The sequence below is a fragment of the Pseudomonas sp. P135 genome (assembly GCF_020312125.1).
Classification (GTDB): Bacteria; Pseudomonadota; Gammaproteobacteria; order Pseudomonadales; family Pseudomonadaceae; genus Aquipseudomonas; species Aquipseudomonas fragariae.
The window spans coordinates 243,542-259,233 of the sequence record NZ_JAGPYR010000005.1 but is presented as its reverse complement, the minus strand read 5'-3'; the positions used below and the strand labels follow the sequence as shown (position 1 = coordinate 259,233).

Annotated in this window: 13 protein-coding genes; 8 read left to right on the top strand and 5 right to left on the bottom strand. The window is 58.9% G+C overall.

All coding sequences use genetic code 11. From position 1 onward, the window contains the following. Positions 1-5: 5 nt before the first annotated feature. On the top strand, positions 6-764 hold the full coding sequence (gene cobF / locus KBY08_RS09960) for a precorrin-6A synthase (deacetylating) (RefSeq protein ID WP_024660619.1): 759 nt from the start codon (positions 6-8) through the stop codon (positions 762-764). Here the strand turns inward: cobF and KBY08_RS09955 are convergent. Continuing rightward, entirely contained in the window at positions 761-2,095 is a 1,335-nt protein-coding gene (locus tag KBY08_RS09955; protein ID WP_024641976.1) for a glycosyltransferase, read from the bottom strand. The genes cobF and KBY08_RS09955 overlap by 4 nt on opposite strands. After that, a complete protein-coding gene (locus tag KBY08_RS09950; protein WP_003369350.1) occupies positions 2,088-2,459 on the bottom strand; it encodes a response regulator in 372 nt (123 codons plus the stop codon). Before KBY08_RS09950 ends, KBY08_RS09955 begins: the two co-directional genes overlap by 8 nt. Before the next feature lie 332 nt (positions 2,460-2,791). On the opposite strand from KBY08_RS09950, the gene KBY08_RS09945 reads away from it, so the two are divergent. The 5 genes from KBY08_RS09945 to KBY08_RS09925 all read left to right on the top strand — a co-directional run bounded on the left by KBY08_RS09945 (position 2,792) and on the right by KBY08_RS09925 (position 9,446). After that, on the top strand, positions 2,792-6,310 hold the full coding sequence (locus KBY08_RS09945; RefSeq protein WP_024660620.1) for a response regulator: 3,519 nt from the start codon (positions 2,792-2,794) through the stop codon (positions 6,308-6,310). Between the two features lie 49 nt (positions 6,311-6,359). Next, on the top strand, positions 6,360-7,181 hold the full coding sequence (locus KBY08_RS09940) for a CheR family methyltransferase (RefSeq protein ID WP_024638804.1): 822 nt from the start codon (positions 6,360-6,362) through the stop codon (positions 7,179-7,181). Beyond that, a complete protein-coding gene (locus tag KBY08_RS09935) occupies positions 7,178-7,792 on the top strand; it encodes a chemotaxis protein CheB (RefSeq protein ID WP_003402806.1) in 615 nt (204 codons plus the stop codon). The genes KBY08_RS09940 and KBY08_RS09935 overlap by 4 nt, the downstream gene beginning before the upstream one ends. Continuing rightward, the gene (locus KBY08_RS09930) at positions 7,786-8,967 is read left to right on the top strand and encodes a hybrid sensor histidine kinase/response regulator (RefSeq protein ID WP_024660621.1); all 1,182 of its coding nucleotides are present in this window, start codon (positions 7,786-7,788) and stop codon (positions 8,965-8,967) included. The genes KBY08_RS09935 and KBY08_RS09930 overlap by 7 nt, the downstream gene beginning before the upstream one ends. A gap of 101 nt (positions 8,968-9,068) precedes the next feature. Continuing rightward, entirely contained in the window at positions 9,069-9,446 is a 378-nt protein-coding gene (locus KBY08_RS09925) for a response regulator (protein WP_024641974.1), read from the top strand. A 55-nt stretch (positions 9,447-9,501) separates the two neighbouring features. On the opposite strand, the gene KBY08_RS09920 is transcribed toward KBY08_RS09925, so the two are convergent. Beyond that, a complete protein-coding gene (locus KBY08_RS09920) occupies positions 9,502-11,532 on the bottom strand; it encodes a response regulator (RefSeq protein ID WP_024641973.1) in 2,031 nt (676 codons plus the stop codon). Then, on the bottom strand, positions 11,529-13,013 hold the full coding sequence (locus KBY08_RS09915; protein WP_011267691.1) for an ATPase domain-containing protein: 1,485 nt from the start codon (positions 13,011-13,013) through the stop codon (positions 11,529-11,531). Before KBY08_RS09915 ends, KBY08_RS09920 begins: the two co-directional genes overlap by 4 nt. 219 nt (positions 13,014-13,232) lie before the next feature. Between KBY08_RS09915 and KBY08_RS09910 the strand changes: the two genes are divergently transcribed. After that, the gene (locus KBY08_RS09910; protein WP_024641971.1) at positions 13,233-14,045 is read left to right on the top strand and encodes a crotonase/enoyl-CoA hydratase family protein; all 813 of its coding nucleotides are present in this window, start codon (positions 13,233-13,235) and stop codon (positions 14,043-14,045) included. Between the two features lie 38 nt (positions 14,046-14,083). After that, on the top strand, positions 14,084-14,920 hold the full coding sequence (gene nudC, locus KBY08_RS09905; protein ID WP_024638799.1) for an NAD(+) diphosphatase: 837 nt from the start codon (positions 14,084-14,086) through the stop codon (positions 14,918-14,920). Here nudC and KBY08_RS09900 read toward each other — a convergent pair. Then, positions 14,888-15,667: a TSUP family transporter gene (locus KBY08_RS09900; protein ID WP_003402798.1), complete on the bottom strand. Its 780-nt coding sequence runs from the start codon at positions 15,665-15,667 to the stop codon at positions 14,888-14,890. The two genes, nudC and KBY08_RS09900, sit on opposite strands and share 33 nt — an antisense overlap. Positions 15,668-15,692: the final 25 nt, after the last annotated feature.

The window sequence follows — 15,692 nt, the reverse complement described above, 5'->3', positions numbered from 1 at the left end:
GACCGATGAAACAGATCCTGCTGATCGGCATGGGGGCCGGGGATCCCGAACAGATCACCCTGCAGGCCGTTGCGGCCCTGAACCGTGCAGAGGTGATCTTCATCCTCGACAAGGGCTACGTCGACGATCAGTTGCTGAGGCTGCGCAAAGAGCTCTGTCAGCGCTATATCACTCATCAACGCTACCGTCTGGTGCAAGTCCAGGACCCTCGACGTGAAGATGATCCAGAGGCCTACGAGCGCGGCATCGAGGGGTGGCACGAACAGCGCGCGGTACTGTTCGAGCGGCTGTTGACCGATGAACTTGACGTGGATCAGGTCGGCGCGTTTCTGGTCTGGGGCGACCCGTCGCTCTACGACAGTACGATGCGCATCCTTGACCAGGTTCTGGCGCGGGGTAAGGAGGCTTTCGAGTATCAGGTGATACCCGGTATCACCAGCGTCCAGAGTCTGGTCGCGCGGCACCGCATCCCGCTCAATCGCATTGGCGAGTCGATTCTTGTCACCACCGGCCGACGCATGGCGACAGCTCCGCTGCAGCACCCCGGCAACGTCGTGGTGATGCTCGACGCGCACTGCACATTCGAGCGTTATACGGGGCAGGGGCTGGACATCTATTGGGGCGCGTACCTGGGCACGCCGGACGAGATACTGGTGGCCGGACGGCTGGATGATGTCTGCGAGCAGATCAAGCGCCTGCGCAGTGAGGCACGCGAGCGCAAGGGGTGGATCATGGATACCTATTTGCTGCGCAAACCGGCCTAAGCCGGTTTTTCATCCTTGTTGCGATTCTTCGCTTCGATCCACTGCGCCATGTATTTGGTGCTCTTGTGGTGATGGTGCCGCAGCATGGCGCCGGTGAAGTTCGCCAGTCGATGCTCCGTCAGTCCGTTGCGAAGGGTCTCGATGCGCTCGATCAGGCTCGCACAGTGCTGCCGATGCTGGAAGCGTGCCTGCAGCAACGCCTGACCCGCTTGTTGCGCTTCAAGCCAGAGGTTCTGGTCCTGATACAGCCTGACCGCAGCGCCAGCGATTTCCGCAGGGTTATCGGCAATGATGCCGGGCCACGGCAGCCCGCCGCTCATGGCTTCCGCACCCACCGGCGTCGTGACTGACGGCGTTCCGCAGAGCATCGCGTCCATCAGCTTGCCCTTGATGCCGGCCCCGAAGCGCAATGGCGCGAGGCACACCCGCGCGTTGGACATGACCTCCAGCGCATCCTCGGCCCAGTGCTTCACATGAAAGCCCTGAGCGGCATTGTGCAGCGCCGAGGCCTTGGGTGGCGTATAGGCGCCATAAATGTGTAGCTGGGCTTCGGGCAGTTGCTGGCGAATCAGCGGCCAGATAACGGTTTTCATCCACAGCACGGCATCCCAGTTGGGCGCATGGCGGAAGTTGCCGATGCTGAGGAAGTGCGCACGCTGTACAAAAGGCCGGAAGCTGTCGGGAATACCGTCGATCATCAACGGGCACCAGTGCAGCAGCGCCGCGGGCAGGCCGAAAGGGCCGCTCAACAGCGCGATTTCGACATCCGACGTCATCAGGTTGAGGTCGCAGCGATACAACGAAGCAATTTCGCGCTGCGCCAGATCACTGGAGGCTATTTGCCGGAAAAGCTGCGGCGCTGAAACGTCGGCGCTGCCCGGCCCGGCCGCGGCGCAATCGCTGTTCAGCGAGTCCTTCAGCAACTGATGGCGTGCGTGGCGCAGGCTCTGGAAATCCGACGTCTCCAGCATCCGCAGTGCGTCAGGACACTGCTGCTCGACCCGCCAGCCGAACTGCTCCTCGATCATGAACTGATCGAAGAGCACCACATCAGGCTGCAATTGGCTGACAAATACATCAAAACTGCTGTCGTTGAGCGTGATGTGCACTTCACTGATGCCCAGACTGAGCAGATCGGCGCGATGCTCGCCCTCGGTGGCAGGGCTGGCAAAGGTGATCTGCCAGTCCTGCTCCAGAAAGCATTGAATCAGTTGCATCATGTGCCCGCTGGCGGCCGAAGATCGCGGCTCGGGCCATACGTAGCCGATGATCAACAGGCGGGTGCTGGCAGGCTTATCGGTGCGGTTGAAGGCAGCGTCGATGTCAGTCAAGGCTGTTTCCAAGAATGCTTTTTACCTTGTCGCGCAACTGGTCGATGGAGAACGGCTTGCCGATCGAGTGCATGCCTGGCGGCACGTCGATATTTTCCGAGTAACCGCTGGCGAACAGCACGGGCAATTGCGGGCGAAGTTCGATGACCTTTTTGGCCAGTGCAGTGCCTTTCATGTCAGGCAGCCCCTGGTCAGTCATCAACAGGTCGATGTGATTGGAATCGTCTGCAACAAAGGTGAGTGCCGACGTAGCGTCCTCGGCTTCCAGTACCTTGTATTCCAGCTCTTCGAGCACGTCGACAATCAGCATGCGCACAATGGCGTCGTCTTCGACCACGAGAATGGTGCGGGCTGTGTCGGGCATGGTTGACTCCTTAAACCTGAATAATGGTGATAGCGCAGACGGTGTGGAGTTTCGCGCATCCTTTCCCCTCGACTCAGGGTAACCGAGCGAGGGCCTGTCCGCTGTCGATACAGTCCCTGTATCAGTAAATAAAAACCGTGTGGAAGTTCAATCGAGGCACAAATACCGTAAATCGCGAGGGCGACTCACGGGTTGGCGTCATTAATGAATACCGGCGTGAGCTTATCGCCCATTTATGTGTGAAATTTCAATCCTCTATGTCAGAAATAAGAGTGTTTTCTGTAGGTTTACGGCAAACTCTACGGTTTTGATCCATTGGTCAGGGATATTTCATGAATCGGACGTCTGTTGTCGATGAACAACGCTTTCGAAAATTGCTGGGACGTAACGTTGGCTTGCCACTGGGTGTCGGTGTACTGAGTGCAGTTTTCTTCATTCTGCTGATCAGTTATCTGCTCACTGCAATACAGTGGGTCGAGCACACTGACCGGGTGATCAACAACACCAACCGCTCAATGAAACTGTCGATAGACATGGAAACCGGCATGCGCGGTTTTCTGTTGACGGGGGATCAGCATTTTCTCGACCCCTATGAGGTCGCCAAGCCGCTGTTGCTCGCCGAGCTGCAGGGGCTGGAGAAACTGGTAGACGACAACCCCACGCAACTGGATCGGTTCAGACGTCTGTCCACACTGCAGCAGGAGTGGAATGCGTTCGCCCAGGAGATGATCACGTTGCGGCGCACCAACGGCGATTATCAGACGCCGGTACTGGCCGGACGTGGCAAGCGAATCACCGATCAGATCCGTACTGAATATGATCAGGCGGTGGAAATGGAGCAGCAACTTCGTCTGACCCGCAATGCGGAAGTCACGCGCAGTACCATCCTTTCCGTCACCCTTTATCTGATATTCGTGGTGGTCGTCAGCGCAATTCTGGCCTATATCGGTCGCAGGGATCTGCTGTCGCTGTCGAATACCTACAGCGAAAACCTCAGGCTTCAGGAAATCAATTCCGAGCGTCTGCAGAAAGTGGCCTGGCTGCGCAATGGCCAGAGCGAGCTGGCTGAGCAGGTTCTGGGGCAACTGACGCTGAGCATGCTGGGCCGCAATATCCTCCAGTTCCTGACCCAATACCTGGGCGCGTCGGTGGCGGCGGTCTACATTCGCCAGGACCACGGCGGCCTCACACGGGCTGCCTCGTATGGCTTCTCCCGCGAACAGGAGCAGCAGGATCAGACCATTCACAGTGATGAAGGCATTGTCGGGCAGGCCGCCCAGCAGGACCGCATCATTACCCTGGATGAACTGCCGGATAATTACTTCAAGGTTGCGTCCGGCCTGGGCGAGGGCTCGCCGCGCAGCGTGGTGGTGGTGCCAACCAGCAATGACGATCAGGTCAACGGCGTGATCGAACTGGGTTTTCTGCGCGCCCTGACCGAGCGGGACATCGAGTTCCTTGAGCTGGTGGCGGACAACGTCGGCACGTCCATCGAAGCCGCCCGTTATCGCCAGCGTCTGCAGGAGGTGCTGGCCGAGACCCAGCAGCTCAACGAAGAGCTGCAGGTGCAGCAGGAAGAACTGCGCACCGCCAACGAAGAGCTGGAGGAGCAGTCGCGCATCCTCAAGGAATCCCAGGCTCATCTGGAGACCCAGCAGGCCGAACTTGAGCAGACCAACGAGCAGTTGGCCGACCAGAGTCAAGCGCTGGCCGAGCAGCGCGATGCGCTGGATCGCAACAACGAAGAACTGAATATCGCCCAGGCCGAGTTGCAGGCGCGGGCGGACGAGCTGCAGCGTGCCAGCAAGTACAAGTCCGAGTTCCTCGCCAATATGTCCCACGAGTTGCGCACGCCGCTCAACAGCTCGCTGATCCTCGCCAAGCTGCTGGCCGAGAACCCGGGCGAAAACCTCACCGCCGAACAGGTCAAGTTTGCCGAGTCGATCTATTCGGCAGGTAATGACCTGCTGAATCTGATCAACGACATTCTGGATATTTCCAAGGTCGAAGCCGGCAAGCTGGAAATGCGTCCGGAAAACAGCAGCGTGTCCCGTCTGGTTGAAGGTCTGCGGACACTCTTCCAGCCGCTCGCCGCCGAGAAGAAACTGGCGTTTACCGTCGACATCCAGGCCGGTGCGCCCACCATGCTGTTCACGGATCGCCAGCGCCTTGAGCAGATCCTCAAGAACCTGCTGTCCAACGCGATCAAGTTCACCGAGGCCGGCTCGGTCAGCATGGTCGTCTCGCGCCAGCCAGGCGCCGGTATCGCGTTCATTGTGCGTGACTCGGGCATCGGCATCGCCGAGGAGCATCAGCAGGGTATTTTCGAAGCGTTCCGTCAGGCAGACGGCACCACCAACCGACGTTATGGCGGTACCGGCTTGGGGCTGTCGATTTCACGAGATCTGGCGGCATTACTGGGCGGATCGATCAGTGTCACCAGCGCACCGGGGCAGGGCAGTATTTTCAGCCTGGTGCTGCCGGAGCATTACGTCGAGCAAGACGATCGCGAGCCGGGCAGCGATCTGCCGATCGTGTCAGCGCCTGCTGCGCTACAGCCGTATGCCCCTGTGCTTCCGGTCATTGCGCAGCCCGTTCCGGCACCCGTGCCGATGGATACGCCGGTGCCGGTATTTGACGACGACCGTGACAAGGCACCTTTCCAGCGGCGCTGCATCCTGGTGATCGAAGATGAAGTGCGATTCGCCCAGATTCTCTACGACCTGGCCCATGAGCTGGGTTACGACTGTCTGGTGGCGCATGCTGCCGACGATGGCTTCAATCTGGCATCCCGTTATACGCCGGATGCGATCCTGCTGGACATGCGCCTGCCGGACCATTCGGGCCTGACCGTGCTGCAACGTCTCAAGGAGCTGGCGCCCACCCGGCACATTCCCGTGCACGTGATCTCGGTCGAAGATCGTCAGGAAGCCGCATTGCACATGGGCGCCATTGGCTACGCGGTCAAGCCGACCACACGCGAAGAGCTCAAGGACGTGTTCGCCAAGCTGGAGGCCAAGCTGACGCAGAAGGTCAAGCGTATCCTGCTGGTCGAGGACGACGCGCTGCAGCGTGACAGCATCGCGCGCCTGATCGGTGACGATGATATTGAAATCACGGCGGTAGGCTTCGCCCAGGAGGCGCTGGACCTGCTGCGCGATCATGTCTATGACTGCATGATCATCGACCTGAAGCTGCCGGACATGCTCGGCAATGAGTTGCTCAAGCGCATGTCGATGGAAGACATCTGCGCCTTCCCGCCGGTCATCGTCTATACCGGCCGCAACATGACCCGCGATGAAGAAGCCGAGCTGATGAAGTATTCGCGTTCGATCATCATCAAGGGCGCGCGCTCGCCGGAAAGGCTGCTCGATGAGGTGACGCTGTTTCTGCACAAGGTCGAATCGCAACTGTCCAACGAGCGACAAAAGATGCTCAAGACCGCGCGTAGCCGTGACAAGGTCTTCGAGGCGCGCAAGATCCTCGTGGTCGACGACGATGTGCGCAATATCTTCGCGCTGACCAGCGCTCTGGAACATAAAGGCGCGGTGGTGGAAATCGCCCGCAATGGTCTGGAGGCGATTGCCAGGCTTAACGAGGTAGAAGACATCGATCTGGTCCTGATGGATGTGATGATGCCTGAGATGGACGGCTATGAAGCGACCATCGAGATTCGCAAGGATCCGCGCTGGCGCAAACTGCCGATCATCGCCGTCACGGCCAAGGCCATGAAAGATGATCAGGAACGCTGCCTGCAAGCGGGTTCCAACGATTACCTGGCCAAGCCCATTGATCTGGACCGTCTGTTTTCGCTGATTCGCGTCTGGCTGCCGAAGATGGAGCGTATCTGAATGAGGGCTCAATGTAGAGGCGTCTGCGATGACAAGCCCGGACCGCACCATGCACCGTGATCGAAGCATGGATATCGAGCTGCGCCTGCTGATCGAGGCGATTTACCTTCAATACAGCTACGACTTTCGTGATTACTCCGGCGCTTCGGTCAAGCGTCGCGTGATCCATGCGCTGCGTCAGTTCGATTGTGCGACCATCTCCGCCCTGCAGGAACGTGTGCTCCACGATCCTGCAGCATTCATGCAACTGCTGCAGATTCTCACGATTCCGGTCAGTGAGATGTTCCGTGACCCGTCGCATTTTCTGGCAATCCGCAACGAGGTCGTGCCGGTACTGCGCACCTACCCATCACTCAAGGTGTGGATTGCCGGTTGCAGCACGGGCGAGGAGGTCTATTCCACGGCTATTCTGTTGCGCGAGGAGGGGCTGTTGGAGCGGACCATCATCTATGCGACCGATATCAACCCCAGCTCGCTGGAAAAGGCCAAGCAGGGCATCTTCTCCATGGACAACGTGCGGGCCTATGCCGAGAACTATCGGAAGGCGGGAGGGCAGCGCGATTTTGCCGAGTACTACACGTCTGCCTATGACTATGCGATCTTCGACAAGACGCTGTGCGAGAACGTCACGTTTGCCGATCACAGTCTGGCCACAGATAGTGTATTCTCCGAAACGCAATTTATTTCTTGTCGTAACGTACTGATTTATTTCAACAAAAAGCTTCAGGATCGAGCGTTCGGGCTGTTTCATGATTCGTTGTGCCATCGTGGCTTTCTGGCGTTGGGCAGCAAGGAAACCCTGGATTTCTCCGCCTACGGTGGCGCCTTCGAGGCGCTGGTGAAGCCCGAGCGGATTTACCGGAAATTATGAAAATCACGTTTGGCGATGACACGCTCAGCCACCCGTTGCCCGTGGTCGATGCCATTGTCGTCGGCGCCTCGGCGGGCGGCGTGGAGGCGCTGCTGAAAATATTCAGCGGCCTGCGCAAGGGGTTTACGTTACCAATCCTGATGGTCCTGCATTTGCCTGATGACCGGCTCAGCCAGTTGGCCAATGTGTTTCAGAACCGGCTGGCGATTCCGGTCAAGGAAGCCGACGACAAGGAGGGCATCGTGCCCGGCACTTTGTACGTTGCGCCAGCGGGCTATCATGTTTCGGTGGAGTCTGACTTTTCCCTGTCATTGAGTCAGGAGGACAGGGTGTTTTATTCGAGGCCCAGTATCGACATTCTGTTCGGTTCGGCCGCTGATGCCTATGGGCCGAGACTGGCTGGCGTGCTGTTGACCGGCGCCAACAATGACGGCGCGAACGGATTGCTGCAGATCAAGAAGTATGGTGGTTTCACGGTGATTCAGGACCCGTCGCAGGCTCAGGCTTCTACCATGCCTGAAGCTGGCCTGGCGCTGCACTCGCCCGATTACCTCCTTTCCCTGAACGATATTGGCCGCTTGCTGGTCGAGCTGGAACGAAGCGCATGTTAAGTGAAATTCAGGCAAAACTGCTCATCGTTGACGATTTGCCGGAAAACCTGCTGGCGCTCGAAGCGCTGATCAAGCGCGGTGATCGAATCGTCTACAAGGCGCTGTCTGCGGACGAAGCGCTGTCACTGTTGCTGCAGCACGAATTCGCCATGGCCATCCTCGACGTTCAGATGCCCGGAATGAACGGCTTCGAACTGGCCGAGCTGATGCGCAGCACGGAAAAGACCAAAAGCATTCCAATTGTCTTCGTCAGTGCTGCCGGCCGCGAGCTGAATTACGCCTTCAAGGGCTATGAAAGCGGTGCCGTGGATTTTCTGCACAAGCCGCTGGATATTCACGCGGTGAAGAGCAAGGTCAACGTGTTCGTCGATCTTTACCGACAGCGCAAGGCCATGAAAATACAGGTCGAGGAGCTTGAGCGCAGTCGTCAGGAGCAGGAAGCCCTGCTCAAGCGTCTGCAGTCGACCCAGGGCGAGCTGGAACACGCGATTCGCATGCGGGACGACTTCATGTCCATCGTGTCCCACGAGGTGCGCACGCCGCTCAACGGCCTGATTCTGGAAACCCAGCTGCGCAAGCTGCACCTGGCCAAGGACAATGCGGCGGCGTTTACCATGGAGAAGCTGCGCGCGATGGTCGATCGCGACGAGCGACAGATTCAGAGCCTCATCCGCCTGATCGAAGACATGCTCGACGTATCAAGGATCCGTACTGGCAAGCTGTCGATCAGACCGAGCCCGTTCGACCTGAGCGAACTGGTCACGCAACTGCTGGAGAGCTTTGCCGCGCAGATCGCCGCCGCCAATTCCACCATCACCCGGTTCGCCGAACAGCCGGTGATCGGTGTCTGGGACGAATTCCGTATCGAGCAGGTGGTTGCCAACCTGCTGACCAACGCGCTGCGCTACGGTGCGCGAAAGCCGATTGAAGTGCATGTGTACAGCAAGGACAGCGAGGCTTTCATCGAAGTCAGGGATCGAGGTATTGGCATTACGGCCGAAAACCAGAAGCGCATCTTTCAGCAGTTCGAGCGGGTGTCGAGCAATCACGCTGTTGCCGGGTTGGGTCTTGGGTTGTTCATTTCCGATCAGATCGTCATGGCGCACGGCGGTCGCATCGAGGTGGAAAGTGAAGAGGGCAAGGGTTCTGTGTTTCGTATCTGCCTGCCTCTGTAAGGTCGCCGCCACCGGCAATAAAGTTTAATCACAGGTTGGCGCAACCTCCCATGCGTGCCGTGGTCGTAATGGCAGCTATTTATAAGATCAAAGGCAGTTCAATGAGCGCTGATGCAGAAAACGTCGTACTAATCGTCGAAGACGAGCCCCTGATCCTGATGCTTCTGGCCGATTATCTGTCGAATGAGGGTTATCGTGTCCTGAAAGCCCAGAACGGCGAGCAGGCTTTCGAGATTCTGGCGACCAAACCCCATCTCGACCTGATGATTACCGATTATCGGCTGCCGGGCGGCGTTTCGGGCGTCCAGATTGCCGAGCCTGCGATCATGCTGCGGCCTGAGTTGAAGGTGATTTTCATCAGCGGTTACCCGGCGGAGATACTCGACTCGGGCAGCCCGATTGCGCTGAAGGCGCCCATTCTTGCCAAACCCTTCACCATGGACACCTTGCATACCCAGATTCAGAAGCTGCTGGCTTGATGGCGAATGAGCGGGCAACCGGACAAGTCTGCGCTACCTGAAGCCTGAGCATTGCTCAGGCTTCAATCATTTCCCGTACTTTTGAAGTCAGGTGATCGAACGCAAAGGGTTTGGTGATCAATTGCATCCCTGTGTCCAGAAAACCTCCGCGCACCGCCGCATGTTCTGCATAACCGGTGATGAACAGCACCTTGAGTTCCGGTCGCAGTTGCCTGGCGATTTCCGCCAGCTGCCTGCCGTTCATGCCTGGCAGGCCTACATCGCTGATCAATAGATCGATGCGCCGTCCGGATTCCAGGATCGGCACGGCATCCGTCGCTTCGCCAGCCTCGATAAACGTGTAGCCCAGCTCGCCGAGCACTTCACTGACCAGTGCCCGCACGGCGGGGTCGTCTTCGACGATCAACACCGTCTCGCCATTCTCGGCATAAACCGCATTGCTCTGGAAGCTTTGCTCTGTTTCGTTCGCCAGCCCGCTAAAGCGCGGCAGAAACAGTTGTACGGTAGTGCCGACGCCGACCTCGCTCTTGATCAGGACGTGGCCATGCGATTGTTTGCTGAAGCCGTAAATCATCGAAAGACCCAGGCCCGTGCCCTGGCCGATGGGTTTGGTGGTGAAGAAGGGGTCGAAAGCGCGGCTGATGACAGTCTCAGGCATGCCACAGCCATTGTCGCTGACGCTCAGTACGACATAGTCACCCGGCAACAGGTTCTCATGGGCATTGGTGAAGGATCTGTCCAGTTGCTGATTGAAGGTCTCGACCACCAGCGTACCACCGTCAGGCATGGCGTCGCGGGCGTTGAGCACCAGGTTGAGCAGGGCACTCTCCAGTTGGTTGGGGTCGGCTTCTGCGGTCCAAAGATCGTGTGCCAGACGCAACTGCAGGTGAATGCTCTCGTTGACGCTGCGCTGCAGCAGTTCGTCCATGGCATTGACAAGATGATTCATCTCGACCGGCTTGGAGTCCAGCGACTGACGCCGTGAGAAGGCCAGCAGGCGATGGGTCAGGGCGGCAGCGCGGTTTGCCGACGTCACACCCAGGTCAATAAGGCTGTTCAGGTCCTCAGTGCGCCCACGTGCCAGCCGCCGCCTTATCAATTCCAGACTGCCGATGATCCCGGTCAGCATGTTGTTGAAGTCATGGGCAATCCCGCCGGTCAACTGGCCGACCGCTTCCATTTTCTGTGACTGGCGGAGAATCTCCTCTTTGTGACGCAGCTGCGAGGTTCGCTCTTCAACCTGTTGCTCAAGTGTTTCGTTGAGACGACGCAATTGCGACTCGGCCTGCTTGCGCTCGGTGATGTCAGACGTCACGCCCGCCAGTGAGCCGACCATGCCGTTCTTGCTGCGAGTGGCGCGGGCGCGTACATCCACCCAGTTGAGCGAACCGTCCGGCCAGACATTACGGTACTCGATGATCAGGTCGACACCGGTGTCCAGGCTGCGCTGCAACGCCGATTGCATTCTGGGCTGGTCTTCGAAATAAACGGCGGCCAGCCAGTCGTCGTAGTCGAGCGTGTTCTGCTCGTCGCGGCCGTAGTGACTTTTGGTGATGTTCGAGCAGGTCAGCTTGAGGTCTTCCGCCTCCAGTACCCATGAGCCCAGCCTGCCGGCCATCAGTGCATTCTGCAGGCGGCCTTCGCTTTCGTGCAGGTCCTCCATGCGTGCCCGGGCTTCATACTGACGTCTTCGACCGCGCACTGCCGTCATCACCAGGCTGACCAGCGTCACCGGATGGAAAGGGCGTTCGAGAAAGGTCACGTTACCCAGCAGGCTGCCCGTGCGCGCAGGCGGGGTGTGATCCGGTCCGCCGTGATGGGTCAGCAAGACGATAGGCAAGTCCGACCAGGGCGGCTGGCGACCGAGGAGTTCGAGCAACGGGGTCATATCTGCGTTGCGCAGTGCCTCGTCAGCGATGATCGCCAGGCCGGCCCCCATACCCAACTCTCTGACCAGCTCGGACACATCACGGGCTACCGTTGCCGGGTAACCCGCTTCGTCGAGAATGCGCAGAGCGATCTGACTGTCCCGCCCGCGTGGGGCGAGAATGATCGCGCGCTCTGACGACAGGCCTGGAGTACTCAAAGGTCGTCATCCTCAAGCAGCGGTTTCTTGTCGCCCATGTACGACGGCACACCGCGCAGTACGCCCTGAAAGGCCTGCAATGGTTCGCCGATTTTCAATCCGTTGGAACTGATGCGGTACTCGCGGATAGTGGACTCGTGAGTACCGGTACGCTTCTTGATGATCGATATCGCTCGGCGTACCTGGCCCAATGCTTCGAAGTAGCGCAACAGAATCACGCTGTCGGCAAGGTAGGTAATGTCCACCGGCGAGCGCATATCGCCCACCAGTCCGTGCTGCGCAACGGTCATGAAGGTCGAGGCGCCCTGGCGGTTGAGGTAGAGCAGCAGCTCGTGCATGTGCAGAACCAGCGCGCTTTCTTCCGGCATCGCAGCCTGATAGCCGTTGATGCTGTCGATGACAACGGTCTTTATCTGCTTTTTATCCACCGCGCGTCTTACGCGGTGTGCAAATTCACCAGGGGACAACTCTGCGGCGTCGATCTGTTCGATCACCAGATTGCCGGTTTCCTGCAGCGCACGCAGGTCGATCCCCAGTTTGAGCATGCGCTCAAACAGCAGGCCCATTTCCTCATCGAATATGAACAGGCCAACACGCTCGCCGCGTGCGACCGCCTGCACGGCGAAAACCAGCGAGATGAGCGATTTCCCGGTCCCGGCCGGGCCGAGAATCAAGGTGCTGGAGCCGCCTTCGATGCCGCCGCCCAGCAGATTGTCCAATTCCGGGATGCCGCTGCTCAATTGGGAGCGCGAGTAGTTGGAGCGGTGTTCCGCCGCCACCAGGCGCGGAAAGACGTGAATACCGTTCTCGGCAATGGTGAAGTCGTGAAAACCGCCGCGGTACTTCTGGCCACGATACTTGACGATTTTCAGGCGCCTGCGCTCGGCACCGTAAGTAGGTGTCAGTGCCTCAAGGCGAATAACGCCGTGGGCGACACTGTGCACAGTCTTGTCCAGCGCCTCGGTGGTCAGGTCATCAAGCAGCAGCACCGTCGCGTTGTAGCGGGTGAAATAATGCTTGATAGCCAGAATCTGCCGTCTGTAACGCAGCGAACTCTGCGCCAGAAGACGGATTTCCGAGAGGCTGTCGATCACCACGCGAGTGGGTTTGACGCGCTCGACCACCTCGAATATCTGCCGCGTCGCCTCACCCAGCTCCAGGTCCGAGGAGTAGAGCAGACTCTGGTGATGATCGGCATCGAGCAGGCTTTCGGGCGGCGTCAGTTCGAAGATATTGATATGTTCGTCGAGTTCCCAGCCGTGCGAGGCGGCACCCGAGCGCAACTCGCTTTCAGTCTCGGACAGGGTGATGTAAAGGGATATTTCGCCCGCTGCCGCTCCGGCCTGCAGAAATTGCAGGGCCACGGTTGTCTTGCCGGTTCCGGGTTCTCCCTCGAGAAGAAACACATGACTGCGTGAAAGACCCCCTGCAAGGATGTCGTCCAGGCCCTCAATGCCGGTTGCCGCTTTTGACGTATTCAAGTATCGCCCTCTGATAACCGTACAGGTTTTGTTGCTACTGATTACTGGACCTTCGCCTGATGCGACCGTTCCCCCTATTTGAGGGGGACAGCGATATCGAATATAGCCGGGCGGGTGATTTTCGCGTCCGGCAAATGTCACTTCAGTCCGGTTCCGGTGTGCCTGTTGCAGTTGTTATAGTCCTGCGCCTGAACACCCAACCTGCCTGAGGATCACGTCGTGACCGATTATCAAAGTTTCCGGGTCGATCTGGCCGACAGCATTGCTCACGTACAAATCAACCGGCCCGAAAAACTCAACGCAATGAACGAGTCGTTCTGGACGGAGATAATCGCCATTTTCGACTGGATAGAGCGTACCGACGAGGTGCGCGTCGTGATTCTCAGCGGGGCAGGCAAGCATTTTTCGTCAGGCATCGATCTGGCGCTGCTGGCCTCGGTCGCCAGCCAGATGGGCAAGGATGCCGGGCGTAATGCCCGCCTGTTGCGGCGCAAGATCCGTGACATGCAGGCTTCGTTCACTGCCGTGGACAATTGCCGGAAACCGGTTCTCGCTGCCATTCACGGCTATTGCCTGGGCGGTGCCATCGACCTGATTTCTGCGTGTGACATGCGTTACGCGGCCGCCGACGCGCAGTTCGCCATTCGCGAGATCGACATGGGCATGGCCGCTGATGTCGGCACGCTGCAACGGCTGCCAAGGATCATCGGTGATGGTGTGTTGCGCGAACTGGCCTACACCGGGCGTACCGTCGGCGCTGAAGAGGCGCAACGCATCGGGCTGGTCAATCGCACCTTCGATGACGCGGACGGTCTGTTGCAGGGTGTCCTGGCGGTGGCTCGGGAAATAGCCGGAAAATCGCCCATCGCCATCGAAGGCACCAAGCAAATGATCAGCTACATGCGTGATCACAGAGTGGCAGACGGTCTCGAACACGTTGCCATCTGGAACGCAGCCATGCTGCAATCACCTGACCTGAAGCTGGCGATGGCTGCGCAGATGAGCAAGTACAAGCCAGTCTTTGATAATTGATACATGACAAGGCTCGAGTTTGAGCGAAGGAGTTTCTAATGTCGCGCCCGGAGCGTTGGACAACTGCAGTTCTGGATGTCGAGGCCCCTGGCGGTTTGGCTGTGGTTCAGGGGGATCAGGGTTTTTTGCTGGACGCCAATGGGGTGATGTTCCCCAGGGGCTGGTTAGCCGGGCAGGACCTGCCGGTGCAGAGCGAGCACGGCATCGGTTATTTCGAGGGTGAGCCTGTCTACTTGCTGGTGCTTGAGCGCTCGGTTGCCGTTGAGGGCTGCGCCTGGCAAGGCTTGCGTCAGTTCATGCTGGAAGGCGATTTCGCTGTCTTCCAGATGCTCGGCTACGCCGCGCAGGTCAGCACATGGGCCAGGGAACACCGTTTCTGCGGTGCCTGCGGTCGTGCGACGGTGCAGATTCGCGGAGAGCGGGCGATGTTCTGCGAACATGACAACCTGCGGCTGTACCCGCGTATTTCGCCGAGCATGATTGTGCTGGTTACCCGCGGCGATGAAATCCTGCTGGCCCGCTCACCGCGGTTTGTCACCGGCATGTACAGCGCACTGGCCGGGTTCGTGGAGCCGGGTGAGTCTGCTGAAGACTGCGTACACCGCGAGGTGATGGAAGAGGTGCAGGTGCGCATCAAGAACCTCAAGTACCGGGGCAGCCAGTGCTGGCCGTTCCCGCACTCGATGATGCTCGGGTTTCATGCCGAATACGAAAGCGGCGAAATCGTGCCCCAGGCAGAAGAAATCGAAGACGCACGCTGGTTTCATGTCGATGACCTGCCGCCGTTACCGGCCAATCGGTCGATTGCCCGTTACCTTATCGAGGCGTATCTGGCCGAGCGGTCAGGCGCCCCCGAACCAGTGCTGCCAGGCTAGGCGTACGGTCAGGCCCAGCACCACAGTGATGAACACCGGGCGGATGAATTTGGCTCCGCCCTTGATCGCGGTGCCTGCACCGAAGTAGGCACCGAGCATTACCGCAAGGCCCATGCTCAGGCCGATGATGTAATCCACCTGGCCCGAGAAGATGAACACCGACAATGCCACGGCATTGCTGACGAAGTTCATGCTGCGTGCGACGCCGCTGGCCTTGACCAGGTCTACTGGATAGAGCAGCAGGGTGCTGACGGTCCAGAAGGCACCGGTGCCCGGACCGGCAACACCGTCGTAGAAGCCTAGGCCCAGCCCCTGCGGCAACTGCCATTTCTTCCTGATCGGCGCGTTGCTGTCCAGGGGCGCCTTGGGCGTGCCGCCAAACAACAAGTACAGCCCGCAACCGAACACAATCACCGGCAACATCTGGTTCAGCCACTCGGCTGGCAGGTAATGAGCGATCACCGCGCCCAGTGCAGCGCCGACGGCGGTGCCGACCACTGCATGCAGCCATTGGCGTGGATCAAACAGCTTGCGACGGTAGAAGGTGAAACTGGCCGTCGCTGAACCAAAGGTCGAACTGAGCTTGTTGGTGCCCAGCACCAGATGCGGCGGCAGGCCGGCGGTCATCAGCGCAGGGGTCGTCAGCAGACCGCCACCGCCGGCGATGGCATCTATGAATCCCGCTATGAAAGCAACTACGGCAAGAATGGCGAGGGTGGTCAGGTCGACGCTGAGTTCAAAGGGCATGGTGGCAGAGGGCTTATGGGAGGAC